Source organism: Kordiimonas lipolytica (assembly GCF_001550065.1).
The window spans coordinates 190,188-215,202 of the sequence record NZ_LRUB01000012.1 but is presented as its reverse complement, the minus strand read 5'-3'; the positions used below and the strand labels follow the sequence as shown (position 1 = coordinate 215,202).

Sequence of the window (25,015 nt, the reverse complement as noted above, 5' to 3'; positions counted from 1 at the left end):
GTAAGCGGTGATTTTCCCCCACGTTCCGTATGAGTTCATGATCTGCCACAAGGTGCAGGGAGTGATTTTGTCCATGGGAGGCCATATGGAGCTACAGCGTGAGAGTGATGTCGTTTCGCAGATTGTCATGACGCCGAAGGGTCAGCGGCGATGGCCTGATGAGGTGAAGGCGCGGATTGTAGCGGAGACGTTGAGGGCGGGCGCGACGGTAGATGGTGTTGCTCGGCGGTATGACCTTCGTCCCAACCATCTGTCGACCTGGCGACGCCTGGCGCGACAGGGCAAGCTGGTGCTGCCGGAGGATGACGAGGTCGGCTTCTTTGCTCCTGTCTGTGTGGAGGACGATGCGCCGTCCCGGTCGGGGTCTGCGCCCATCCTGGCTGGCACGGTCGATGTCATCTCGGGCGGTGTTACGGTACGGCTTGACGGTGCAACGCCAGCGGCGCGGATTGCCGAGATCGCCAAGGCGCTCGGAGCTCTTGGGGCATGATCTTCCCATCCAATCGGGTGCGTATCCTGGTAGCGACGAAGCCGGTGGACTTCCGCAAGGGCCACGACGGATTGGCGTCGCTGGTCCAGTCTGAGCTCAGGAAGGATCCTTTCACGGGCACGGTGTTTGTGTTCAGGGCGAAGCGGGCCGACCGGTTGAAGCTTCTCTATTGGGACGGCAGCGGTCTGGTGCTGGCCTACAAGCGGCTGGAAGAGCACAGCTTCACCTGGCCCGAGGTGCACGAGGGCATGATGACGCTGAGCCATGCCCAGTTTGAGGCTTTGTTCGCCGGTCTCGACTGGCGGCGGGTGACGCCGCTCCGGGCGAGGACACCGAAGGTCTGACAAAGTCTCTGGATAGCTGCGGCAGAGTGACTCAGGGAAACAATAATCCTGCCGCTCGGGCCGCTGTTTTGCTATGGTCTGATCATGTTCAAAGAGACCGACCTTCCCGATGATACCGAAGCCCTGAAGGCGATGATTATCGCCCAGGCAGCAGAGCTTGCCGCGAAGGAAGCTGTGATCATCCAGAAGGAAGGCGTGATCTCCGCCAAGGAGGATTGCATCACCCGGCTTGAGGCGCTGGTGAAGGCGTTCCGGGCAGCCATGTTCGGGCGGCGTTCCGAGAAGCTCGATCCGGATCAATATGACCTGGCGCTTGAGGATATCGAGGTTGGGATTGTCGCCATCGCCACCGAAGACAAGACCGCCGCCCAGGCTGTGGAGAAGGTTCGCCAGCCGAAGAGTGAGCGCGCCAGTCTGCCGCAGCACCTTCCACGTATTGATGAGGTCATCGAACCCGAGAGCACTCTCTGTGCCTGTGGCTGCCACATGCATGCGATTGGCGAGGATGTGTCGGAACGGCTGGATATCATCCCGGCCCAGTTCCGGGTGATCGTCACCCGCCGCCCCCGCTATGCTTGCCGGACGTGTGAGGATGGTATCGTCCAGGCGCCTGCGCCAGGCCGCCTGATCCCAGGGGGCTTACCGACGGAAGCCACAGTGGCCCAGGTTCTGATCTCCAAATACGCCGATCATCTCCCGCTCTATCGCCAGAGCCAGATTTATGCCCGGCAGGGCATCAAGCTCGACCGGTCGACACTCGCTGGCTGGGTCGGGCGGGCAGCGTTTGAGCTCAGGCCCGTGTATGACTGCCTGCTCAATCAGCTCAAGCGATCATCGAAACTCTTCATGGACGAGACGCCGGTGCCCGTCCTGGACCCCGGGCGGCGCAAGACCAAAACCGGCTATCTATGGGCGCTGGCGCGCGACGACCGGCCATGGAATGGCGAGGGTCCACCCGGGGTGGCCTTTCTTATGCACCGGGCAGAAGTGGCCAGCATGGTGAGGATATGCTCTCAGGCTTCAGGGGGACACTGCAAGTGGACGGGTATGCTGGCTATAACCGCCTTGCTAGACGGGCGGAGGCGCCGCTCAACCTCGCCTATTGCTGGGCTCATGCCCGCCGCAAGCTGATGGATGTGGCAAAGAACAATGTTGCCCCGATCGCTGAAGAGGGCCTGAAGCGCATCGCCGTCCTCTACCGAATTGAGGCCGACATCCGGGGCCAGAGTGCTGACGTGCGCCTCGCGGTCAGACAAGAGCGTGCCGCACCGCTGATGGACGCCTTCAAGATATGGCTTGACCAAAGCCAGGCGCGGGTGCTGGGCAAATCCCCGCTCGGACAGGCACTGGGCTATATCACCAAGCACTGGGACGGGCTGAGCCTGTATCTGACAGACGGGCGCGTTGAGATCGATAACAACACCGTCGAACGCACGATCCGGCCAATTGCCCTGAACCGGAAGAATGCCCTCTTCGCCGGTCATGATGTCGGCGCCCAGAACTGGGCTGTCATCGCGTCACTGATTGAGACCTGCAAACTTAATGCCGTCGATCCCCAGGCTTGGCTCACTCAGACATTCTCGGCTATCGTCACCGGCCACAGGCAGGCCGACATCGAAGGTCTGCTGCCCTGGAACAGGAAAGTTGCGACAACAGAGGGTGCCCCATGACATTGTCAGCCAATGAAAAGGCCACTATTACCGCGACATGCCAGACCTTTATCGACACCGTCCTAAAGCTGCGCTTCCTGCCGGTCGTCAATCAGACACCCTTCAATTACCCCGTCGATATCCAGGGGAAATGGCATGGCAGCAAGTATCGCTTCCTGCAACGCTACCGGTCGGGCTTTCCTGAGAACCTCGGTGAGGAGTTCGATGCACCCTTCGTTCGCATCGACTGGATCGGCCAAAACAGGTTCGATGTCCAATGGCATCGCCATACCGGCCAATGGTTCCCTGTCCACCAGGGCTTATCGCTCAAAGCCGCCCTCAAGGCCATTGAAACCAACGAGTTCCTCCACCCGGTGTGAACACAATAGCCCGATTGAGAGCAGCGTCACTGGCTCCCATATAGACGTGGGGGAAAATCACCGCTTACGGCGATCCGGCCTCACTCAAAATTGTATATCGGGATTAGGCCCGGAGTAATGAGGCTCAAGGGATTTCAGGCTTACAATAGGAAAAACATATGTTTTATGCCAATTTAGATCAGCGAGCGAGCCTCCGTTCTGCATAAAATAGGGGGTTCCTCACTCATAACTTTCTGTGTTTTATACGATCAATCGTTAACTAAGGAGCCTCCCAGATCAATGAGAGAGTTCGTATTAGAACAGATGAGAATCTTGAATCATCAAATGAGTTTGATGGACCAGCAGATTGGTGCCGTTGACAAGCGTTTGAGTGAAATCTTGGCGACTAAGGATGGCCTTGTGTCCCAAAAGGATAAGTTGCGAGTGGAATACGCCTACCTCGAAAAGACCGTCAAACAATACGACCAGGCTATTGCTAAAGAAGCCGCGTCAAAGCCCGCCGAGAAATCAAAACGGCCTGCGCCTAAGCAGAAGAAAAAAGCTGCTTCAACAAAAGCCAAGAAATCCGATTCAAGCACCAGGCGGAACCGCATTTCAACAGAAGAGTGGCAGATACTTCCGAAGCTACTCCCGACGACTCCATCTGAGGCGACAACCACTGCTGAATTGGCCGAGCGCTGTGCTAAACATGGCATTCATCCATCTCAACAAGCTGTCTACCTGCAGCTCACGAAATTGGAAGAGAAGGGTGCCGCCACACGACATAAGACTTCAACCAAAGACCTCTGGTACCGCGAGGAAAGCAATGTAGTGAATTTGAAGAACGTAGCCGGAAAATAAAAACCACCTAAGGCGCAGCAACGCCTTAGGTGGCATAGGCAGGTTATGCATGAAAGCTTCAACCAACCCTCAGGTGCACGAAGCTTCCATATATTGTCTGCTATTTCAATGATTCAATTATGCAGATCATGGGAGCTGATCATCAATGCCGCCCAAACCCTCAGTCTCGCCCCCAGAAAAGGCCGAAATGTATCGGTTGCATACCGAAGAAGGCCTTAAACAAAAAGAAATCGCCCACCTTTTTGGCGTCATGCAATGGACTGTATCCAGAGCTATTCGTGACGAGCGAAAACGAAGGGGGCGTTCAAATGACAATTGATCCAAAGCAGCTCGCCGCTGTACTTCTGGAAATGGCTCAAGAGGCCCAAAACGCCTCTAGTTATGCCAATGGTCTTTCCGACGGTCTTTTCGCTGCTGCGGCTGCCCTGGATGGCGACGCTTTTGTCTCCAATGACAATTCTGGTTCTCGACCCAGCACAGCATATCGCATCAAAAAGCAGCCAACCCAAGGGCCTGTTATCGAAGCTTTGAAAGCTAACGGTTCGATGTCAGTTACCAGCATAATAAAATGGGCGCGTGCCAGAGGGCATGATTTGCTCAGGCCCACGGTCAAAGATGTGCTGGAAAGGCTAATGAAGCGCGGGTTGGTAAAGGCGAACGGACAACGGTATCAACTCCTGGACTCTGACGACTGAAGGTAAGTCGCGATATCCTTGAGCTCGCAACCTTCTTCGCCCAGTGCCTCAAGTACCTGCAAGAAGAACGCAGCGGTAAAGGATACCCGGTTCAACTTGTTTGAAAGGGTCCGCCGATCCAGTTCAACACCCATGTCAGCCAGTCGCTTTGCCAGCTCAGGAAGCCCCATTCCCTTCTCTGCCAGCTTCGCTTTCAGCCAAAGACGTAATGCTTCCCGCCATTGTTCGTCCGTTAAGTCCCCCATAGAAGGCTCCATACAATGCAAAAACAAACGTCACCATATTTGATGACATTTTCGCTTGCAAGCCCTGTTTTGAAGCGGTATGTTGGGGTCATCAATAATGATGACGCTAGGGACAACAGGCCAGTGCCACAGCACTTCCTAAAAAGCGCGAAAGCCCGCACTCTTTCTGTAAAGGAAGTGATGCGTATGAGCGAAGATGAAGCCTTCGCCACTTTCGCTATGCTTCGCTGGCCAGACACCGAAGGCGAAGCGGTGTGCCCTCATTGTGGTCACGATAAATGCTATCTCATTAAAACCCGCCGCCGGTTCAAATGCGCGGCCTGCCGTAAACAGTTCTCCATCACCAGCGGCACGATCTTTCACAGCGCCAAACTTGAGCTTCGCGATTATCTTGCTGTCATTGCTCTGTTTGTGAACGCGGTGAAGGGTATTTCAGCACTGCAGGTTTCTCGCGATGTGGACATTTCCTATAAAGCCGCCTTCGTGCTGCTGCATAAACTTAGGGAAGCCATCGATGGCACGCGGTCTGATATTACTTTGTCCGGTGAAGTTGAGATTGATGGTGCTTATTATGGTGGCCATGTTCGTCCATCAAACGGCGGACGTGAAGGCCGTAAGCCTTCGAAAAAGCGTCGCAAGAAATGTGTGCTGACCCTTGTGCAACGCGGGGGGGCAACAGTTACCAAAGTTATCCCTTCCGAAAACACGGATGACGTGCTGGATATTGCCCGCAAGCACATCGCTCAAGACAGTGTTGTCTTTGCCGACGAGCATGGGGCCTATGATGTGCTGCATGCCCGCTATGAAGTTTATCGGATCAATCACCGCTGGTCGTATTCAGATGGCATTGCTTGCACCAACCAGGCCGAAAGCTTCCATGCCCGCATGCGCCGTGCAGAGATTGGCCAGTATCACCGGATTTCTAACCGCTATTTGAGCCAATACGCTAGTGAGATTGCGTACCGTTCTGATCGCAAACGGGTGGACAATGGAACTGTCTTCTCTGAGGTCACGGAAATGGCGCTTGCAACGCCTGCAAGCCGCACCTGGATCGGTTATTGGCAGAAACGAGCGGTATAGCTAATCTGAATTTTGAAAGCTGCATCGAGGAATTTCTATGAGCAAGAAGCCTAAAGACAAATTTCACCGGAACAAGGTGGGCATTAAAATGTGCTTCCGGCTTGCCGAGAAATGGAACATCTCTGATGCCACCCTTATGACCCTTCTGGGCCAAGCCGATGCAGAGCAATTTGAAGCGTGGCGAGCGGGCGACGTTGGCGAAATATCAAACGACACCCTCATGCGGGTTTCCTACATGCTGGGAACTCACACCGACCTGCGTACCATTTTCACAAACCCAAATAATTACTATGGCTGGGTATCCCGCTCAAACTCGGGCTTTGAGGATATTTCGCCACTTGAACACATGCTTCGGAATGGCCAAGAGGGCATGCATGATGTTCGTCTCTATCTGAACCACTGGATCAGTGGCGGCAAGAGCATGACGCTCGCGGAGATCAAGGCATTTCATTGCCCTACTCAATCCATTCCCACAAAAGAGCTCCATTAGCTCCCTGTACGCGCCCCAGTTTTCGAACCATTCCCATCTTCACCCTTGAGTTCAGAAGTCTCGATACATTCCGGTTCGTCAGCATCCACGTCTGTTCATCAACCTTCCGATCGGACACCAAAAGGTTCGTAAGCTCAGTCGTAGAGATTGGGCCTGCACGCTCGCGCATGACACTGTCCAGTTTGACAGGCAGTTCAAGGTACCTGAATTCGCCTTCTGGGCGGCGATTGGGTGGCTCAGGGACGCACTCAGATTCCACCACCAGGCTTTTAAGGTATGACAGCCTGTTTTCCAGCTCAGCGCGCTTTGAGTATAGCGACGCGATCCAATCTACTGACGCTTGATTTTCCATAAAATAGACCGTGTGCGGCTCTGGCCTGCCTTTTCAACAATTCCCCTGCGAAATTGCGTCTGCAATGCCGCATGTATCTTGGCCGACAGAGACTGGAAGCGCTTTGGCGAAAGCCGGGGAGATCCTTTCAGCTCCAACAGATGTTTGGCTAGGTCTATTGTTGAAACTGCTTCTGAGGCGTTGCGTAAGAAATCCAGAGCCAGCAGCGGCACTTCACCTGGCCGGAAGACATCATCCTCGGTAACTGGCCTCTTTGCCTTCAGCTGCGAGAAGTCGTAGCCTGGATCATAAAGCCGGATGACTGCATCAATGTGAACTATTGCCTCTTCGGTGGCTTTGATTTCACGATGAAGCCAAGCTTGCTCTCGCATAATTTCCCGTCGCCGATCCACCAGCGACGTAACAGTATAGGAAGTCATACATTCCTCCAGACATTGCATCTGAAGGCAGTCTACTAGAGCCTCAATATTGGAGCATCAGTTTGATGGGTGCATCTGCGCCACCATACCGGTGTTTCTTGTTTCGGTGATTATGGTCATACTCGGCGTAGCTGTTTCAGGACTATACACTTGGTGGTGCCGACATCACCTTGATCCCCATGTTGAACATATCAAGCGGGGGGAGCCTGATGAGTAAGAATATTCTTTCAAGTTTAAAGGCGTTAGCTTCTTTTCTGATTTTTTCCGCAGTGCAAGCGGCCACTTCTGGCGCATACGCTTCGTCGGCGGGCCAGGGCCAGTCCCTCAATATTACCGCTGTCGCTACGTTCATTTGTTTTGTTATTACAACATTGTTGATTACCTGGTGGGCCGCCAAGCGGGTCCATTCCCGACGGGATTTCCTGGTGGCTGGCGGTGGCTTGAAGCCATGGCAGAACGGCATGGCCATTGCTGGTGACTTCATGTCGGCAGCCACGTTCCTCGGCATCACGGGCGCTATTTATTTCCGTGGGCAGGATGCTTTTGTTCTTGGCGTTGGGATTATGGTGGGCTGGCCGCTCATTCTGATGATCGTTGCGGAACGCTTCCGGAACCTGGGCAGCATCACTTTCATTGATGTTCTTTCCAATAGGCTGGAGGAAAAGCCGGTTCGGGTCATGGCGTCCTGTATTTCGCTCTGTATCGTGATCTTTTACATGATCGCGCAAATGGTGGGCGCGGGCACGCTCATTCAGGTCCTGTTCGGCATTGACTATATGTGGGCCGTGCTGATTGTCGGCCTCCTGATGACAATCTATGTGGCCTTTGGCGGTATGGTCGCAACAACCTGGGTGCAGATCATCAAGGCCAGCCTTTTGCTGTTGGGCGGCACATATCTGACGTATGCCATTATGAAGACTACAGGCTTTTCCCTGGATAGTGTGATGACACAGGCGGCGGAAATCAGTCCGCTTGGCGAGCGGATACTGGGCACCACAGGCTGGTTTGGTGGCGACCCCGTCGCTGTGGCCACCGTTGCCATGACCATGGCTTTTGGGGTCATGGGCCTACCGCATATCCTGATGCGCTTCTTCACCGTGAAAGATGCAGCCGACGCGCGGCAATCGGTCTTTTATGCCACATCCATCATGGGATATTTCTATATCCTAATTCTCATCATCGGCCTTGGTGCTGTTTTCCTGCTTGCAACTGACCCAGCCATTTTTGGAGAAGACGGGTCGCTCATAGGTGGCGCCAACATGGTGGCCATCCATCTTTCCCGCATTGCAGGCGGCGATATTGTCTATGGCTTCATGGCAGCGGTTTGTTTCGCGACCATACTTGCTGTTGTCGCTGGCCTCACGCTTTCAGGCGCGGCGACTGTGGCGCATGACCTTTATTCTCAGGTTTTCTCAGACGGTAAACTGTCTGATGAGCGCGAAGTCTATGTGACACGCGCAGCAACCATTTCCATCGGCGTACTGGCCATTTGCCTGGGGCTCGCTTTCGAGGGCGAGAATGTCGCCGTGACAGCAGCTCTCGCGCTGGCCATCGGGGCAAGTGTGAACTGCCCGATCATTCTTCTGGCGCTCTACTGGAAAGGCCTGACAACCCGCGGTGTTGTTTGGGGCGGGTATCTGGGGCTTGCGCTTTGCGTGGGGCTGATTGTGGCCAGCCCCGGTGTGATGGTGGCGGCTCTTGGATATGAAGAAGCGCTCTTCCCTTACACCTATCCGACGGTCATAAGCATGCCGATCACGTTCCTTCTGGTCATGGTTATTTCCTACTTTGATCGGTCCGGTCAGGCCCGTGCGGATAGGGAAACATTTGACCGCCAATTGCTCGAATCTGAATTGGGGGCCGATATCGCCAAACCTTCAGGACATTAGATGTGACTACACGAACAGACTTTGCGAACCTTGTGAAAAACTGCCCGGCCACTGCCGACCTGCTGGCTGAGGTGGCCAAGCTTACCCGCGCCGTGGGGGAGGAGATTTTCGAAGGCCGCATGATCGACTTCCTGTCAGCTGTCGTGCCCGTGGATCACTGCGTAGTCTTTACCTACACCAACAGCGGTGAGGCAGGTCATCTGTTCACCCACAGCAGAATGCCAGCAGATGCCGCCGAGCAGCTGGCGCGCGCCTATGTCGAAAAGTTTCACACGGAAGACCCGAACTATCAGGACATCCAGAAGCTGGAGAATAAAAGATACCATACGCTGGAGCGCCGTCAGGGCATGAGCCAGGGCTATGATCCGGCCTACAAGAACCATTTCTTCGATAGTAGCGGCCTGATCGACAAAGCCGCGGCTGTGGGCAAGGTGGAAGACGGCAAGGTTTACTGCAATTTCTACCGTCTGGCGGGCTCAGACACATACACCGACGATGAATGGGATGCCCTCTGTGCGGTCATGCCGTTGGTGACGGCCCTTGTCGCCAAGCATTATGAGCTCTCAAAGGCGCGGGGTCTTGTATTCCAGGATAACGGCAGCGAAAACATCATTCGCAAAAGCATAGTGCATAATATGGTGTCGTCTGACGTTGCGGCCTTTGACGTGTTGACCGAGCGGGAAAAACAGGTGTGCGAACGCATTCTTCTGGGCTTTACCACGGCCGGGATCGGCCTGGACCTTGATATCGCGCCCACAAGTGTCGCAACCTACCGGAAAAGGGCCTATGCGAAGCTGAATATCTCGTCACAGAATGAGCTGTTTTCGCTGTGCCTCAGGAACAGGCGCGCCTCATAAGGCGTCGGTTGCAGCTGTTTGTCCCATGGCGAAGGGACAGGCAGCACATTAGAATTCGATTATAACTGATTAAAGCAAAACTACAGGAGACAAGCATGGCGAAGGCTTTTGCTTCATCGGCGGATTTAGGTGAAAAAGTTGAGACACTTGAGGTGCTGGCCGACGGTGTCTATGCACTGACAGCGGAAGGCGACCCGAACATCGGGGCCATTGAAGGGGAGGATTTCCTCGTCGCGTTTGAGGCCCGGGCGACACCTGTTGCGGCTGGCGAATGGCTGAAGAAGCTGCGCGAGCATACCCAGAAACCCGTTAAATATCTTGTGCTGTCCCATTATCACGCGGTGCGCGTTCTGGGGGCGTCTGCATTTGAGGCGGAAACCATTATCGCCCATGAAAAAACGGCCTTTCTGATCAATGAACGCGGCAAGGAAGATTGGGACAGCGAGTTTGGCCGTATGCCACGGCTGTTCAAGGAGCCTGATTCCATTCCGGGCCTTACGTATCCTGACATCACCTTCAATGACCGGCTTGAGATTGAACTGGGCGGTGACCGCGGCACCCTTGTGCTTGAGCACTGCGGCCGTGGCCATACAGCCGGTGACATTGTCGCCTGGCTGCCAAAGCAGAAAATCCTGTTTGCAGGTGACCTGGTGGAAGCGGAAGCGGCGCTCTACACCGGTGACGCCTTCCATATGGACTGGTCCTCTGACACGCTAGACAAGGTCAAGGCTTACGGCGCGGAAGCGCTGATCGGTGGCCGTGGGGCTGTGGCGCACGGCCGCGACAAAGTCGATGCGGCGATCGAACAAACGCGCGAGTTCCTCAAGACCATGATCCGCGAAGTGGGCGGCGCCCACAAGAACGGTGGTACGCTGAAGGATGCCTTTGAGGCGGCCCATAAAGCGCTTGAGCCTAAGTTCGGCGCCTGGCCGATCTTCGAGCACTGCCTGCCGTTTAACGTACAGCGCCTGTGGGATGAGTTCGAAGGTACCGACTGGCCCCGCATCTGGACGGCAGAGCGGGACCGCGAGGTCTGGGCTCAATTGCAGGACTAACAACAGGGTTTTCCCGGTAAGGACAATCTGATGCCATATGTACCCCCTTCATTCCCGGCCAAAGTTCCTGCAAGTGTGAAAAGCGGTGAAACTGAAACCACGGCCATTCTGGTGGTTGGTGCCGGGCCGATTGGCTTGGCGACCGCGCTTGATCTTGGACTTCGGGGGCACCGCGTTGTGGTTGTTGACCGGGGGACACAGCTTTCAGATGGCTCGCGGGCCATCTGCTACGCCAAAAGACCGCTTGAGATCATGGACCGCCTGGGTTTTGGTGAAGCCATGGTGGAAAAAGGAGTCAGCTGGAACATCGGCAGGGTGTTTTTCAAGGATGACCCAGAGCCGGTTTACAGCTTCGATCTGCTGCCGGAGAAAGACCAGAAATTCCCCGGGATGATCAACATCCAGCAATATTACAATGAAGAGTTCAACATTGCAGCGCTTGAGAAGCTGGATAATGTGGATATCAGGTGGGGCAATGAAGTTACCGGCATTACTGACGGCCCGGATGGCGTGGAAGTCCAGGTTGAGACCCCAGAAGGGGGCTACAGGTTGGCGGCCAAATGGTTGGTTGCCTGCGACGGCGCCCACAGCCCAACGCGGAAAATGCTGGGCATGGAATTCCTAGGGCAGACCTTCAGGGACAATTTCCTGATCGCGGACGTCAAGTTCAAGGCGGAGCGGCCAACCGAACGGCACTTCTGGTTCGACCCGCCTTTCAACCCCGGCCAGTCGGTGCTGTTGCACAAGCAGCCGGATGATGTCTGGCGGATCGACTTTCAGGTGGGGTGGGATATCGATCGCGAGGAAATCGTCAAACCCGAAAATGTCACGCCGCGGATCAAGGCGATGCTGGGCGACGATATCGAGTTCGAATATGAATGGATTTCTGTCTACACCTTCAATTGTCGGCAGGTGAAAAACATGGTCCATGGCCATGTGGTTTTTGCCGGCGATTCAGCGCACCTGGTATCTCCCTTTGGGGCGCGTGGTGCCAACACAGGCTTCCAGGACGCCGACAACCTGGCCTGGAAGCTGGACCTTGTCCTGCGTGGCAAGGCCGGGGAAGGCCTGATCCGAAGCTATGATGAAGAGCGTACGCTGGCAGCCGAAATCAACATCCTCAATTCCACCCGCTCAACGGATTTCATCACGCCGAAAAGCAGGGCATCCATGGTTTTCCGGGATGCAACGCTTGAGCTTGCAAAAGACCAGCCCTGTGTGCGGGGCTTTGTGAACTCAGGCAGGCTGTCCATGCCAGTGCCTTACCCGCAGTCCTGCCTGAATACGCCGGACGAGGACGCATGGGCCGGTGGCGTGACGCCGGGAACCAACTCCATAGATGCGCCGATTGTGGTGGACGGCGAACCAGGGTGGTTCATCAACCAACTCGGTTGGCAGTTCAAGGCCGTTATCTTTACCGGCCAGGCTGGGCTCGATCCACAGGTGCGGGCAAGCCTGAAGGCGCTTTCGGATGAGACTATCCCGGTAGAAGTGCTGCTGGTAGGCACCGGCGAAGATGAAGATTTCCCCGTGCTTAATGACGACACGGGGCTGTTGGCCGCTCGGCTCGGGGCAGAAGAGGGTAGCACCTATCTTTTCCGGCCTGACCAATATGTCACTGCCAGGTGGAAGCAGCTGGACGCTGGCAAGATCCGGCGGGCGCGCGACCTGGCAACCGCGAATTTGGGAGAGAGTTGATATGGCGTCACTGAACCTTACGCAGAACCTGAAAGAGCATGACGATGTGTATCAGGCCCTGACGGACATGCACCGCGATATGAGCGACGAGCAAAGCGAGAAAGCGAATGCAAAGCTCATACTGTTGCTCGCGAATCATATTGGCGACCCGGCGGTATTGGCAGAGGCCGCGGCTATTGTTCGTGCCAATACATTGGGTGAAGCTCACTCCTGAAGTTAGCCCTTCTGGCCCAAATTGGAAACAGAGCGAACGCCCTGCCGTATGGTGGGGCGTTTAGCATTTTGGGGCCGATTTTCTTTTCTCGTTGCGCTTGTGTGATCCGGTCTTGGCCAGGGTGCGTAACACAAGCATGAAAGCACAGGCGCAATATATTGACGAGGCTGGTCACAACCCGATTCTCGCGTTAATGTTCCCGATGATGGTTGGGAAATATAACCGTGAGCATGGGGCTGATGCTGGTCGTCCACGCTCAACAGGGGTGGTGGATATCAGTACTGAAACAGATATGGAAAGCCTGCCGCACGAGCAGTTGATGGCCCGGGTTGCAGAGCATCGGGACAAGGCTGCTTTCAAGGTCTTGTTCACCTATTATGCGCCGCGCCTGAAGGCGCATCTGATGTCGATGGGCGTGACTGCGGAGGTTGCAGAAGACCTGATGCAGGAGGTGCTGATCAAGGTCTGGCGCAAGGCACACCAATTCCAAAGCGACAAGGCCAAGCTGTCTACCTGGATGTTCCGCATTGCCCGAAACACCTTCATCGATTTTCGGCGTCGCGCCAAATATCCCGAAGTGAATGCCGATGATCACCTGCACCATATGCAGGCAGATGACGAGACAGATCGGCCTGTGATGGAAAACCAGACGGCAGAAATGGTTTCAAAGGCAATTGCGGGGCTGAAGCCGAAATATCAGGAGGTTATCCACCTGTCGTTTTTCGAAGAACTGTCCCATTCCCAGATTGCCGAGAAATTGTCGCTACCTCTGGGAACGGTTAAATCAAGAATCAGATTGGCGTTCGGCGCCATGCGAAGTGAGTTAGGAGAAACGGGATGACGCAGCAGTACGGGCTTATCCCAGATGAATGGTTGGTTTCTTATGCGGCGGGTGCCTTGTCGGACGAACGGGCACTGCTGGTGGCCAGTCATGTGGCTTATCATCCGGGCCTCAAAGCGCGGGTTGCCGATGCGGAAGCTGTTGGCGGGGCGCTTCTGGATGGTCAGGATGCATCGTCAGTGAGGGTCGATAGTTCCTTTGACGACCTGATGTCGCTGATTGATGTTCCTTCTGAGGCTGAAGAACAAGCCTCGGCCGTAAGCCTGACCTCCGATGCGGACTTGCCGATATCTCTCCGGTCCTACCTGGACAAGCCGCTTGACGATCTCAAGTGGCGCATGATGGGTCCCGGCATGTACCAGCATAAGCTGGCCGAAGGCCCGGACGGTGAAAAACTCTGGCTCCTGCGCGCCCGGGGCGGCACCAAGATGCCAGCTCATGACCACAAGGGGTTGGAGATGACACTTGTGCTGCGCGGCAGCTATCATGTCGGCGACAAGTGCTATGCCCCGGGGTTGCTCGAGCTGGCGGACAGTGACGTGACCGATCACCGCCCCATGATTGATGAAGGTGAAGACTGTATTTGCCTTGTGGTCACAGATGCCCCCATCCGGCTGCACAGCCTTGTTGGGCGCATGGTTCAGCCTTTTATAGGTCTCTGATTCTAAAAGAAATTTCGGGGCGGAGCATGCAGGCTCCTTGCCCCGCTCCCGCCTTGCTGGCATAATCCCACCCTCTTGCTTCGAGTAACTGGCAGCAAAAGTGAGACATGCTGTCGCAGAGTTCCCAGTATTTGACATTTGTCAATATGCCGACAGAAGAAATCGGTATGTTGACGGCATGTTTGGTTAAATACAAAAGGCAACGCGGGTGGAGCTTTTTATCCAATATTGCCAGGCTGCCATAACAGATCATGGCAGCGTTATGGTTACCCTGTTTCTGGGCGGGCTTCTGGGCAGTCTGACGCATTGCGTCGGCATGTGCGGGCCGTTTGTGCTTGCGCAGGTAGGTGCTGCGGGGCCGGGCAGCCAGCACGATGGGCAGGACAGGCGCCTGAAGCGCGCCGCCGGTGGCCTGTTGCTCCCCTATCACCTCGGTCGGATGACCACCTATATGATTCTCGGCACGCTGGCCGCCAGCCTGTCTGGTTATCTCTTTGAGATTCCGGTTCAGCGGACGATTACCGTGAGCTTGCTTTGTCTTGCTGCGGTTCTGTTCCTGGCGGCGGCCTTTCCTGGCATGAAGACCAGGGTGTGGCCCCCTGTGCTGGGCCGGTTTCTTGGGCGCATGGGCGCCATGGTTGGGCGCGCCGCCCGGCCTTTCTTTGAAGCGCCTTCGGTTTTTCACCGGTATGCGCTCGGTGTTATTCTTGGATTTTTGCCTTGTGGCCTTCTGGCTGCAGCGCTGACGGCAGTTGCAGCAACTGCCGAACCGCTTGCGGCCGCGATGGCCATGGGCGCTTTTTGCGTGGGCACCATGCCCGCGCTTTTCCTTATTGGGTCAGGGGGACGGTTTGCACGTAAGCGCTGGCCCCGTCACATGGCCACGGCCGTTCGCGGTGTGATGGTCTTTAATAGTATCAGTTTGTTTGTCATAGCCAGCAGCATGGTTTTTTAAGGATGGAAACATGAATATGCTTTCAGAAAAACCGAACTATAACGACGATATCGTGAAGCTTTTCACGATCGCGTCGGTATTTTGGGGCGTGGTGGGGTTCCTGGTCGGGGTGTTTATCGCACTCCAGATGGCGTTCCCCGCTCTCAACTTCGGTGAATATCTTACCTTTGGGCGCTTGCGTCCGCTTCACACATCAGCCGTTATCTTCGCCTTTGGCGGTAACGTCCTGTTTGCCACGAGCTATTATTCGGTGCAGCGCACCTGCCGTACCCGGCTTTGGGGCGATGGCTGGTCCAAGTTCACCTTCTGGGGCTATCAGTTCTTTATCGTGATCGCGGCGCTTGGCTATGTCACAGGGGTGACACAGGGTAAGGAATATGCCGAACCGGAATGGTACGCTGACCTCTGGCTGACGTTTGTATGGGTGGCCTATCTGGTGGTGTTCCTGATGACACTGAAGAACCGCCGCGAGCCGCACATCTATGTGGCCAACTGGTTCTTCCTGGCTTTCATCGTAACGGTTGCCGTGTTGCACCTGGTGAATAACATCTCCATCCCGACATCGCTTCTGGGCGCCAAATCCTATCCGCTGTGGGGTGGCGTACAGGCCGCAATGATCCAGTGGTGGTATGGCCACAATGCTGTGGGCTTCTTCCTGACTGCAGGCTTCCTGGGGATCATGTATTATTTCGTGCCGAAACGGGCGGGGCGTCCGGTCTATAGCTACCGCTTGTCCATCCTGCACTTCTGGTCGCTGATCTTCATGTATATCTGGGCGGGGCCGCACCACTTGCATTACACAGCGCTGCCGGATTGGGCGCAGACCCTTGGCATGACCTTCTCGATCATGCTGTGGATGCCTTCCTGGGGCGGCATGATCAACGGCATGATGACGCTCTCTGGTGCGTGGCACAAACTGCGCGAGGACCCGGTCCTCAGGTTCATGATCATCTCGCTTGCCTTCTACGGCATGAGCACCTTCGAAGGGCCGCTGATGTCGATCAAGGAAGTCAACGCGCTCAGCCACTATACTGACTGGACAATCGGTCACGTGCACTCTGGTGCGCTGGGCTGGGTGGCCTTCATCAGTTTCGGTGCGATCTATCACCTTGTGCCAAAGCTTTGGGGCAAGAAAGAGCTCTACTCGCTCAAGCTGGTGAATACCCACCTTTGGGTCTCCACCATCGGTATCGTGCTCTATATCGCGGCCATGTGGGTGTCCGGCATCATGCAGGGCGTGATGTGGCGGACCTATGACAGCATGGGCTTCCTGGAGTACAGCTTCGTCGAGACCGTAATGGCGATGCATCCATTTTATCTGATCCGGGCGCTGGGCGGCATCCTGTTCCTCACTGGTGCACTGATCATGGTCTACAACCTCATCAAAACTGTCCGTGGGGACACCGTTCCTGCAAGCAGCCTGAAGTCTGAGGAGGCAGCGCATGCTTAAGAAACATACTGCGCTTGAGAAAAACTCGATCCTGATGCTGATCTTTGTTGTGATCACCATCTCCATCGGGGGCATCATCGAGATCGTGCCACTGTTCCGTATGGAAACCACGATTGAACCGGTAAAGGGCGTGCGGCCATATACGCCGCTCGAACTTGCGGGCTACAACGTTTACCTGCGCGAAGGCTGCTACAACTGCCATAGCCAGCAGGTCCGTCCGCTTCGCGACGAAGTAGAGCGCTACGGCCACTATTCGCTGGCGGCGGAAAGCATGTACGATCACCCGTTCCAGTGGGGCTCCAAGCGTACAGGCCCAGACCTGGCGCGTGTGGGCGGCAAATATTCCGATCTCTGGCACGTCCAGCACATGACGCGTCCGCAGGATGTGGTGCCAGAATCCATCATGCCCGCATACGCACACTTGGCGAAAAAAGGCGTTAACCTGGCTGATATCGGCAGGGATCTGGAAGCGCTGCGGATGGTTGGTGTGCCTTATACCGACGAGCAGATCGCCAACGCCTATAATGACGCAATGGCACAGGCCCAGGACGAGAGTGACTATCACGACGGCTTGGCTGAACGTTATTCCAAGGTGAACATGCGCAACTTCGATGGCAACGCCAATACCACCGAGTTGGATGCCCTGATTGCCTATTTGCAGGTGCTTGGAACGATGGCAGAGCTGAAGGATTATACCCATGACGGCACGAAGAGGAGCGGCGAATGATCGACTGGGTCTCTGACAACGCCGGCATGACCGGGCTCCTTTTCTTCTTTTCTGCTTTTTGCGGGATTGCCTACTGGGCGTTCCGTCCAAGCAAGAAGCAGGTCATCGAAAACCACAGATTCATTCCTCTTGAAGGGGACGACGCATGAGCGACAACAACATTGAGAAAGATGACTTCACCGGTGTTGAAACCACCGGCCACGAATGGGATGGCATCAAGGAACTGAACAACCCGGCCCCACGCTGGTGGCTGATTGTCCTGCTGATTTCGATCGTTTGGGCCATTGGTTACTGGGTGGTGTACCCAGCTTGGCCAACCCTGTCGGGTGACGGCGAACGCGGTGGCACAAAGGGCAAGTTAGGCTGGACGCAGTATGAACAGCTGAAAGAAAGCCAGGCAGAGATCGTGGCCCGCCGTGGTGCATATCTGGATCGCTTCAATGCTGCATCTTTTGATGAAATCAGAGATGATGAAGAACTTTATGCCTTTGCTGTTGCTGGCGGCGCATCTGCCTTCAAGGACAATTGCGCCACCTGTCACGGGACTGGCGGTAGCGGGTCTGCTGGCTATCCGAACCTTCTGGACGATGATTGGCTCTGGGGTGGTGATGTGGATACGATCCATGAAACCATTCGGGTCGGCATTCGCGGCGAGCACGACGAAACCCGTTACTCCGAAATGCCCGCCTTTGGCGACATGCTGAACACCAAGGAAATCAGCGATATCTCCGATTATGTGCTGAGCTTCACTTCGGGGTCGGGGTATGATGGTCCTGGCAAAGAACTCTTTGAGCAGCAGTGCGCGGCATGCCACGGCATGGACGGCACCGGCATCCGTGATTTCGGTGCGCCGAACCTTGCAGACGCCATCTGGTTTTATGGCGGCACCAAGGGGGACATCATGTCACAGATACGTCGGCCGAAGCATGGTGTAATGCCTGCATGGGCTGCCCGTCTTGACGAAAGCACAATCCGGCAGCTTGCCATTTATGTGCATTCGCTGGGTGGCGGCGAAGAGTAACAGGAGCATCTTCCGATGAGTGACAGTGCAGCCCCTATCAAGCTTTTTGAAAAGAAAGAGCGCATCTTCCCAAAGCGTGTATGGGGAAAATACCGCAAGGTAAAATGGGTGGTCATGGTCATTACCCTGGCCATCTATTATCTTGCACCTTTCCTCCGGTGGGATAGGGGGCTGCACGCACCGGACCAGGCTATCCTTATCGATATGCCTGCCCGGCGTGCCTATTTCTTCTTTATCGAGATATGGCCGCAGGAAGTCTATTACCTGACGGGCATCCTCATTCTGGCGGCGGTGGCGCTCTTTTTTGTCACCAGCCTGTTTGGCCGGGTCTGGTGCGGCTATGCCTGCCCGCAGACCGTCTGGACCGACCTGTTCGTGTGGGTGGAGCGGATCGTACAGGGTGACCGCGCGGCGCGTATGAAACTCAAAAAGGCGCCCTGGACCCTGGGCAAGATCTGGAAAATGCTGGTTACCCATTCCCTGTGGCTCTTGATCGGGCTGCTGACGGGCGGTGCCTGGGTTTTCTATTTCAATGATGCGCCAACGCTTCTTGAACATATCCTTCACCTGGATGTGCCCATGTCGGTCCTGGGCTGGATCATGGCCCTGACATTTTCCACATACCTGATGGCCGGGTTCGCCCGCGAGCAGGTATGCATGTATATGTGCCCCTATTCGCGCTTCCAGTCGGCCATGTTCGACAAGGATACGCTGATCATCACCTATGACGAGGATCGCGGTGAGAAACGCGGCAAGCACAAGAAAGGCGAAAGCTGGGAAGGGCGCGGTCATTGTATCGACTGTACGGCCTGTGTGCAGGTCTGCCCAATGGGGATCGATATCCGCGACGGTTTGCAGATGGAATGTATTGCCTGTGGCCTGTGTGTGGATGCCTGCAACAACATTATGGACAAGGTTGACCTGCCACGTGGCCTGATCCGCTATGACACCACCCACAATCAGGAACAGCGCCGGTCTGGCCTGATTGAAAAGACAGTGCAGACCCACCTTCTTCGGCCTCGCACCTTCTGGTACATGGCTATCCTGGCTGTGGTTGGGAGTGTCATGCTTTATTCCCTGATCAACCGGGCGCCTGTTGACCTACATGTGCTGCATGATCGGAATCCGCTGTTTGTGCCCCTGTCTGATGGCACTGTACGCAATGGCTATAACGTCAAGATTTTGAACAAGTCATATGACGACAAATATTTCCGGCTGTCTGTCGAAGGCCTTGAAGGCGCGACTATCCGCGCCCAGGGGGCAGGTGACGTACAGGTAGACAATCTTCATGTATTTGCCGACAGTGTTGGGCATTTCCGTGTGTTTGTAACGGCACCGAAACAAAAACCCGCTCGACAGAACTTCCGATTTATCATTGAAGAAGTGGGCGCTACGGGCAATGAGGCGGGCGAGACTGTTGCTGTCGACAGCCATTTTGCCAGCAGGAGGCAATAGGATGACTGCAATGACCAAAGAAGAGCTTGAGAAAAGCAGCCGTTGGATTCCCTGGTCCATCGTCGGCTTCTTCGTGGTGTTGGCCATTCTGGACGGAATTTTTGTCTATCTGGCAACCAGTACTCACCCAGGCGTGGTCACCGAACATGCGTATGAGGAAGGGTTGCGCTATAATGAGACTGTAGCCGCCGCCGAAAAGCAGGATGCGCTTGGGTGGCAGACAGAGCTTGACCTTGTAGCAGGCTCCAGCCTTATGCTTACCCTCAGCGACGCCGAATCACGGTTCATCGATGGTGCATCGGTCCGGGCCGAGATCAGCCGTCCAACACAGGCTGGAATGGATTTTGAGCTGAACCTGGAACAGTCGGGCGCCGGTACATACGAAGCCGCGGTGAGTTTCCCCGAGCCAGGCCAGTGGGAAGTACGGATTTTTGTCGAATGGCAACAGAAGCAGTATCAGCAAGCAAAACGGGTAGTTGTTGCGAAGTAACGCTATGCAAACAGTGCGGCACCGAAACCAGCGGCGGCGCAGACTTTTGTTGCCCGGGGTGTGAGGCCGCACACGCTGCCGCCAGCACGCTTGATAATCAGGCCGCATATTCCCTGCTCGCCCACGATAATGAAGATGGCAGCTATACGCTTTCACTGGGCGTGGAAGGCATTCACTGTGCCTCCTGCATTCGCTTGATCGAAAATGCCCTGGCGTCTGAACCGGACGTGACAGGCGCCCGGGTTAATATGTCAACCGAGCGACTGACCGTAACATGGGACGGTCCGCGCGAACGCGGCGACACGCTCGGCAGTGTTGTGACCAAGCTTGGCTATAAGCTGCATGCCCTCAATGATAACGATACCGTGGCCGCCAGTCAGGAGCGTACGCTTCTGCGCGCCATCGCGGTTTCGGGTTTTGCAGCAGGCAATATGATGCTGATCTCGATCGGCCTGTGGTCCACAGGTTCAGAGACCATGGGGCTTGCAACAAAGGAACTGTTCCACTGGGTGTCTGCCCTGATTGCCCTGCCGACCGTTATCTATTCCGGCCAACCTTTCTTCCGGTCTGCCTGGGCGGTTCTGAAGGAAAAACATACCAATATGGATGTGCCTATTTCGCTCGCCGTCATTCTGGCGTGTGTCATGAGCATATCGGAAACCTTGCGCCAGGGTGAGCATGTCTATTTCGACAGCGCCGTGATGTTGCTCTTCTTCCTGCTGATCGGCCGCTATCTGGATGCCCGTGCCAAAGGCAAGGCGCGCGAGTCGGCATCAAAGCTTTTATCCCGCCTTTTTGGTGTGGCGACGGTGCTGGAAGGCGGCAAGGTGACCCAGGTGCCGATCAAGGAATTGAAGCCGGGCACACTTGTTCTTGTGGCGACTGGCGAATCGATTGCGGCTGACGGGGTTGTCGAACGCGGTGCCTCCGCTGTCGATATGTCGCTGATTACCGGCGAGACTGTGCCGGAAGTCGTTTCCGAGGGGTCGGAAGTGTTCGCCGGCACGGTGAACCTGTCGGCACCCCTGCAGGTTCGGGTTTCCAAAGCCAGCGAAAAAAGCCTCCTGAGCGAGATCGTCAAGCTGATGGAAACATCAGAGCAGGGCCGGGCGAAATATGTCCGGCTGGCGGACAAGGCGGCGCGGCTATATACCCCCGTTGTGCACGCCATGGGCGCGCTGACCTTCATTGGTTGGTGGCTTCTCATGTCTGCCCCGTGGCAGGAATCGCTTCTGCACGCAGTGACGGTCCTGATCATCACGTGCCCTTGTGCGCTTGGGCTTGCTGTCCCTGTGGTGCAGGTGCTGGCCAGCGGCAAGCTGATGCGGGCCGGTGTGCTGTTGAAATCCGGTGACGCGCTCGAAAAGCTGACAGGCATCGATACGGTGGTGTTTGACAAGACGGGCACCCTGACCGTCGGGCACCCGGAACTGAAGGATCATGATGCCTCGGCCGGGGATTTCGCGCTTGCCGCGTCTCTTGCGGCTCACAGCAAGCATCCGCTCGCACGGGCCCTTAGAGATGCCTATGACGGCGATGTCACAGAGGTCCACCCTCAGGAAGTGGCGGGTCACGGCATGGAGGCGCAGGTGGCCGGCACTGAGGTCAGGCTTGGTAGTCGAGCGTGGTGTGGCGGGACATCCGGTGAAGGCGATGCCGTGCTTGAGCTATGGCTGGCGGTGGACGGTGTGCCCAAGGCCCGTTTCCAGTTCGCCGATCAATTGCGGACTGATGCGGGTGAGACGGTCGCGGCGCTCAAGGCGCGCGGGCTTGATGTGCATCTGTTGTCCGGCGACCGGCCGGAAGTGGCGCAAGAAGTAGGCGCGGCTGTTGGCATTGATAAGGTGAAAGCGGGTGTGAGGCCGGCAGGTAAATGCGATTATCTGGCGGACCTGAAGAACAGCGGCCGCACCGTGCTGATGGTCGGCGACGGGCTGAATGACGCCCCGGCCTTGTCTGCGGCGGCTGTGTCCATGTCGCCTTCCAGTGCGATCGACATCACACAGAATACCGCCGATATTGTCTTTCAGGGTGACCGGCTCAGGCCTGTGCTGACGGCCTATGATCATGCTGTTTTTTCCACGCGGCTGGTGAAGGAAAATTTCGCCCTGGCCGCTATCTATAATGTTATCGCCATTCCGGCTGCCGTGCTTGGCTTCGTGACGCCACTGGTGGCGGCGGTGGCCATGTCGGGTTCGTCGCTTGTTGTGATTTTGAATGCTTTCCGGCTCAATTTGCGCAAGGATGGCTAAATGGATATACTGCTTTATCTGATCCCTATTGCCCTCACACTGGGCCTTGCCGGTCTTGCCGGCTTCCTGTGGAGCCTCAGGAACAATCAGTATGATGACCTGGAAGGCGCAGCGCACCGGATCCTCCTCGATGATGACGAGGACGAAGCGGACGAAATGTCGCACCCAAAGTAGCGTATCGGTTTGATTTAAAAGTAAAAACTTGACTTTTATCAAGGGCAGAAGCCGCACGATTTCCTATCAATTTCCCGATGGAAACACACGAGGAAAAAGACATGCGTATCTCGAATTTTGTGAAAGTATTGACCTGCGCCGCAGCCCTCCAGCTTGGAGCTGGCGCAGCCATGGCAGACGACGTGAAAAACCCGTGGCAAATTCGGGTGCGTCTGATTGATGTAGCGCCTGACGAAAGCAGCACCACGTCTATTGGCGGCCAAGCCAATGTGGATAGCTCGCTGGTGCCAGAGCTGGATATCAGCTATTTCTGGACGGAAAACTGGTCCACGGAACTGATTCTGGCGACAAGCAAGCACAATGTAACCGCCACAGGTACAGATCTTGGTGATCTTGATCTGGGCCATACGTGGGCACTGCCGCCAACCCTGTTGATGCAGTATCACTTCAATGCGGAAAACTCCGTACGCCCTTATCTGGGTGCGGGTGTGAACTACACCTTCTTCTACAGCAGCGACCCAGGTGACCTGACCAGCATCAACTATGACAATGGCTTTGGCCTGGCCGCTCAGGCAGGTGTCGACATTGATGTCAACGACGACTGGTTCTTTAACCTGGACGTGAAGAAGCTTTGGCTCAACACAGACGTCAGCATCAACGGCGGGGCGGTAACAGCAGACGTTGATCTGGACCCATGGGTATTCGGTATCGGCTTTGGCCGTCGCTTCTAAGACAGCCACAACTAACCAGACAAAAAATCAGCCGCTCCAGAGATGGGGCGGCTGAGTTTTATGCGCAGGTGAGGAAACTTAAGCGACCTGCGCGTGTCTCGCTGGGCTGATGGTCAGATAGGTGTCGAAGGCGGCACAAACCAGCCGCACGGCCTGTTGTGCCTCGCGCGGGATACGGATCATGCCTTCGCTCAAGGTAACGAGGCCTTCCATCTTAAGGCCCTGAAGCTGTTCGATGGCTTCATCGAACTGGCCGATATCCAAATCGTGCTCTTTACAGAAGCGGATCAGGTCCAGCTCGAAATAACACATCAGGTGCTCGATGATGCTGCGCCTGATCTTATCGTCGCCAGAAAGCGCCTTGCCCTTTGCGGACGGAAGCCGGCCTGCGTCCAGCGCCTCAAAATAGCTGCGTGTTGCAGGTGTGTTCTGAGCATAGCCTTGGGGCAGGGAACTGATCGCCGAGGCCCCAAAGCCAATGAGTGCACTGGCGGCATCTGTGGTATAGCCCTGGAAGTTGCGTTTGAGTGTTCCGGCTTCAAGCGCCTTGGCCATGGGGTCGCGTGGCAGCACGAAATGGTCGAGGCCAACAGCCACATAGCCGCGCCGCTCCAGATGATGCTTGGCGACACCAAATTGCTTCAGGCGCGCAGGGCCGTCGGGCAGGGCACTTTCTTCAATCAGCCGCATATGCTTTTTCATCCAGGGCACATGGGCATAGCCAAAGAGCGAGATGCGGTCCGCCCCAAGCGCAGAAGCGAAATCAACATTTTCCCGCAGATACTCTGCCGTCTGGTGCGGCAGGCCATAGAGCAGATCCATATTGATGCTTTTGATGCCGTAGGCCTTGAGAAGGTTGACCGCATCATAGATGACATGGAAAGGCTGGCGCCGGTTGATTGCTACCTGCACGTCCTCATGGAAGTCCTGTACGCCGAGGCTGGCGCGCGTGACACCCGCCATGGCATAGGCCGCCACCTTGGCTTCGCTGACCTCCCGTGGGTCCAGTTCGATGGCAATCTCAGCGTCTTTCGCAACGGAAAAGCGTGACCGCACGGCAGCCATCAACCGCTCGAAATCCATCGGTTTCAGCATGGAGGGTGACCCGCCGCCAAAATGGATATGCTTCACTGTCTGGCCGCCCGAAAGCTTGTCGGCGGCGAGGTCGATTTCCTTCAGGAGATACTCTAAATACTGGTCGACCGGAGAATAGCGTTTCGTGGCCTTGGTATTGCAGCCGCAGTACCAGCACATCTTGCGGCAGAAGGGCACATGGAAATAGAGCGACAGGTCGCAGCTGTCATCGAGTTCCTGAAGCCATGCTGCCACGCTTTCCCCATTCACCGCCTCTGAAAAGTGCGGGGCTGTGGGGTAGCTTGTGTAACGCGGTACCTGCTTGTTTCGTTTCAGCAGTGATTGCTGCAAGGTCTCACGATCATGCATTGTGGGCTTCTCCAGTCTTTTGTCCAAGAAAAGCTATAGCGTTCAGGGCGCTTTCGTCATTTGACGAAAATCAACTACATGCCCGATTTTTTATGATTATTTGGCCCAGAAGTGACA

Annotated in this window: 28 protein-coding genes and 1 pseudogene; 25 read left to right on the top strand and 4 right to left on the bottom strand. The window is 55.7% G+C overall.

What is annotated here, in order from left to right:
* The first annotated feature begins 85 nt into the window (after positions 1-85).
* The 6 genes and pseudogenes from tnpA (at position 86) to KORM41_RS07065 (ending at position 4,398) form a co-directional block, all read left to right on the top strand.
* A complete protein-coding gene (gene tnpA / locus KORM41_RS07090) occupies positions 86-490 on the top strand; it encodes an IS66-like element accessory protein TnpA (protein ID WP_197421011.1) in 405 nt (134 codons plus the stop codon).
* Complete coding sequence (gene tnpB / locus KORM41_RS07085) at positions 487-834, top strand: IS66 family insertion sequence element accessory protein TnpB (protein WP_068146674.1); 348 nt, start codon at positions 487-489, stop codon at positions 832-834. Before tnpA ends, tnpB begins: the two co-directional genes overlap by 4 nt.
* Positions 835-918: 84 nt before the next feature.
* Positions 919-2,504: pseudogene (gene tnpC / locus KORM41_RS07080) on the top strand (IS66 family transposase).
* The gene (locus KORM41_RS07075) at positions 2,501-2,863 is read left to right on the top strand and encodes a DUF3024 domain-containing protein (RefSeq protein ID WP_068146672.1); all 363 of its coding nucleotides are present in this window, start codon (positions 2,501-2,503) and stop codon (positions 2,861-2,863) included. Before tnpC ends, KORM41_RS07075 begins: the two are co-directional and overlap by 4 nt.
* 279 nt (positions 2,864-3,142) lie before the next feature.
* Positions 3,143-3,703, top strand: a complete 561-nt coding sequence (locus KORM41_RS07070) for a hypothetical protein (RefSeq protein WP_068146667.1) — start codon at positions 3,143-3,145, stop codon at positions 3,701-3,703.
* Positions 3,704-4,011: 308 nt separating this feature from the next.
* Entirely contained in the window at positions 4,012-4,398 is a 387-nt protein-coding gene (locus KORM41_RS07065; RefSeq protein WP_068146664.1) for a helix-turn-helix domain-containing protein, read from the top strand.
* On the opposite strand, the gene KORM41_RS07060 is transcribed toward KORM41_RS07065, so the two are convergent.
* A complete protein-coding gene (locus KORM41_RS07060) occupies positions 4,374-4,643 on the bottom strand; it encodes a DUF6471 domain-containing protein (RefSeq protein WP_068146660.1) in 270 nt (89 codons plus the stop codon). The genes KORM41_RS07065 and KORM41_RS07060 overlap by 25 nt on opposite strands.
* A gap of 180 nt (positions 4,644-4,823) precedes the next feature.
* Here KORM41_RS07060 and KORM41_RS07055 point away from each other — a divergent pair, with 180 nt between their 5' ends.
* A complete protein-coding gene (locus KORM41_RS07055; protein ID WP_231727193.1) occupies positions 4,824-5,723 on the top strand; it encodes an IS1595 family transposase in 900 nt (299 codons plus the stop codon).
* A 37-nt stretch (positions 5,724-5,760) separates the two neighbouring features.
* Positions 5,761-6,213 (top strand): DUF2384 domain-containing protein, encoded by a 453-nt coding sequence (locus tag KORM41_RS07050; protein WP_068146657.1) that lies wholly within the window; start codon positions 5,761-5,763, stop codon positions 6,211-6,213.
* On the opposite strand, the gene KORM41_RS22180 is transcribed toward KORM41_RS07050, so the two are convergent.
* Positions 6,179-6,565 (bottom strand): hypothetical protein, encoded by a 387-nt coding sequence (locus KORM41_RS22180; RefSeq protein ID WP_231727184.1) that lies wholly within the window; start codon positions 6,563-6,565, stop codon positions 6,179-6,181. The two genes, KORM41_RS07050 and KORM41_RS22180, sit on opposite strands and share 35 nt — an antisense overlap.
* A complete protein-coding gene (locus tag KORM41_RS07045; RefSeq protein ID WP_068146656.1) occupies positions 6,544-6,984 on the bottom strand; it encodes a hypothetical protein in 441 nt (146 codons plus the stop codon). The genes KORM41_RS22180 and KORM41_RS07045 overlap by 22 nt, the downstream gene beginning before the upstream one ends.
* Before the next feature lie 209 nt (positions 6,985-7,193).
* On the opposite strand from KORM41_RS07045, the gene KORM41_RS07040 reads away from it, so the two are divergent.
* The 17 genes from KORM41_RS07040 to KORM41_RS06965 all read left to right on the top strand — a co-directional run bounded on the left by KORM41_RS07040 (position 7,194) and on the right by KORM41_RS06965 (position 23,455).
* Positions 7,194-8,873 carry a sodium:solute symporter family transporter gene (locus KORM41_RS07040; protein ID WP_082719819.1) on the top strand — a complete coding sequence of 560 codons (1,680 nt, stop codon included), beginning with the start codon at positions 7,194-7,196 and terminating at the stop codon, positions 8,871-8,873.
* Between the two features lie 2 nt (positions 8,874-8,875).
* Positions 8,876-9,730, top strand: a complete 855-nt coding sequence (locus tag KORM41_RS07035) for a LuxR C-terminal-related transcriptional regulator (protein ID WP_068146650.1) — start codon at positions 8,876-8,878, stop codon at positions 9,728-9,730.
* A 95-nt stretch (positions 9,731-9,825) separates the two neighbouring features.
* On the top strand, positions 9,826-10,785 hold the full coding sequence (locus KORM41_RS07030; protein ID WP_068146648.1) for an MBL fold metallo-hydrolase: 960 nt from the start codon (positions 9,826-9,828) through the stop codon (positions 10,783-10,785).
* 30 nt (positions 10,786-10,815) lie between these two features.
* Positions 10,816-12,483 carry an FAD-dependent oxidoreductase gene (locus KORM41_RS07025; RefSeq protein ID WP_068146646.1) on the top strand — a complete coding sequence of 556 codons (1,668 nt, stop codon included), beginning with the start codon at positions 10,816-10,818 and terminating at the stop codon, positions 12,481-12,483.
* A gap of 1 nt (position 12,484) precedes the next feature.
* A complete protein-coding gene (locus tag KORM41_RS07020) occupies positions 12,485-12,697 on the top strand; it encodes a DUF2783 domain-containing protein (protein ID WP_068146644.1) in 213 nt (70 codons plus the stop codon).
* 136 nt (positions 12,698-12,833) lie between these two features.
* On the top strand, positions 12,834-13,538 hold the full coding sequence (locus KORM41_RS07015; RefSeq protein ID WP_068146635.1) for a sigma-70 family RNA polymerase sigma factor: 705 nt from the start codon (positions 12,834-12,836) through the stop codon (positions 13,536-13,538).
* Complete coding sequence (locus tag KORM41_RS07010; protein ID WP_068146633.1) at positions 13,535-14,200, top strand: ChrR family anti-sigma-E factor; 666 nt, start codon at positions 13,535-13,537, stop codon at positions 14,198-14,200. Before KORM41_RS07015 ends, KORM41_RS07010 begins: the two co-directional genes overlap by 4 nt.
* A 208-nt stretch (positions 14,201-14,408) precedes the next feature.
* A complete protein-coding gene (locus tag KORM41_RS07005) occupies positions 14,409-15,155 on the top strand; it encodes a sulfite exporter TauE/SafE family protein (RefSeq protein WP_068146620.1) in 747 nt (248 codons plus the stop codon).
* Between the two features lie 10 nt (positions 15,156-15,165).
* Positions 15,166-16,605, top strand: coding sequence for a cytochrome-c oxidase, cbb3-type subunit I (gene ccoN, locus KORM41_RS07000; RefSeq protein ID WP_068146617.1), 1,440 nt, complete (start codon positions 15,166-15,168; stop codon positions 16,603-16,605).
* Positions 16,598-17,332 carry a cytochrome-c oxidase, cbb3-type subunit II gene (ccoO, locus tag KORM41_RS06995; protein ID WP_068146613.1) on the top strand — a complete coding sequence of 245 codons (735 nt, stop codon included), beginning with the start codon at positions 16,598-16,600 and terminating at the stop codon, positions 17,330-17,332. The genes ccoN and ccoO overlap by 8 nt, the downstream gene beginning before the upstream one ends.
* The gene (locus KORM41_RS21535) at positions 17,329-17,481 is read left to right on the top strand and encodes a cbb3-type cytochrome oxidase subunit 3 (RefSeq protein ID WP_082719818.1); all 153 of its coding nucleotides are present in this window, start codon (positions 17,329-17,331) and stop codon (positions 17,479-17,481) included. The genes ccoO and KORM41_RS21535 overlap by 4 nt, the downstream gene beginning before the upstream one ends.
* Complete coding sequence (ccoP, locus tag KORM41_RS06990; protein WP_068146610.1) at positions 17,478-18,353, top strand: cytochrome-c oxidase, cbb3-type subunit III; 876 nt, start codon at positions 17,478-17,480, stop codon at positions 18,351-18,353. Before KORM41_RS21535 ends, ccoP begins: the two co-directional genes overlap by 4 nt.
* 15 nt (positions 18,354-18,368) lie before the next feature.
* Positions 18,369-19,808, top strand: coding sequence for a cytochrome c oxidase accessory protein CcoG (gene ccoG / locus KORM41_RS06985; RefSeq protein ID WP_082719817.1), 1,440 nt, complete (start codon positions 18,369-18,371; stop codon positions 19,806-19,808).
* A 1-nt stretch (position 19,809) separates the two neighbouring features.
* Positions 19,810-20,298, top strand: a complete 489-nt coding sequence (locus KORM41_RS06980; RefSeq protein WP_068146606.1) for a FixH family protein — start codon at positions 19,810-19,812, stop codon at positions 20,296-20,298.
* Positions 20,247-22,550, top strand: a complete 2,304-nt coding sequence (locus KORM41_RS06975) for a heavy metal translocating P-type ATPase (RefSeq protein ID WP_068146603.1) — start codon at positions 20,247-20,249, stop codon at positions 22,548-22,550. Before KORM41_RS06980 ends, KORM41_RS06975 begins: the two co-directional genes overlap by 52 nt.
* Positions 22,551-22,724, top strand: coding sequence for a cbb3-type cytochrome oxidase assembly protein CcoS (gene ccoS / locus KORM41_RS06970; protein WP_068146600.1), 174 nt, complete (start codon positions 22,551-22,553; stop codon positions 22,722-22,724). It abuts the gene before it with no gap.
* Positions 22,725-22,801: 77 nt separating this feature from the next.
* Positions 22,802-23,455, top strand: a complete 654-nt coding sequence (locus KORM41_RS06965) for an OmpW/AlkL family protein (protein WP_231727182.1) — start codon at positions 22,802-22,804, stop codon at positions 23,453-23,455.
* Between the two features lie 78 nt (positions 23,456-23,533).
* Here the strand turns inward: KORM41_RS06965 and hemN are convergent, their stop codons facing one another.
* Positions 23,534-24,898, bottom strand: coding sequence for an oxygen-independent coproporphyrinogen III oxidase (hemN, locus tag KORM41_RS06960; RefSeq protein ID WP_068146598.1), 1,365 nt, complete (start codon positions 24,896-24,898; stop codon positions 23,534-23,536).
* Between the last annotated feature and the right edge of the window lie 117 nt (positions 24,899-25,015).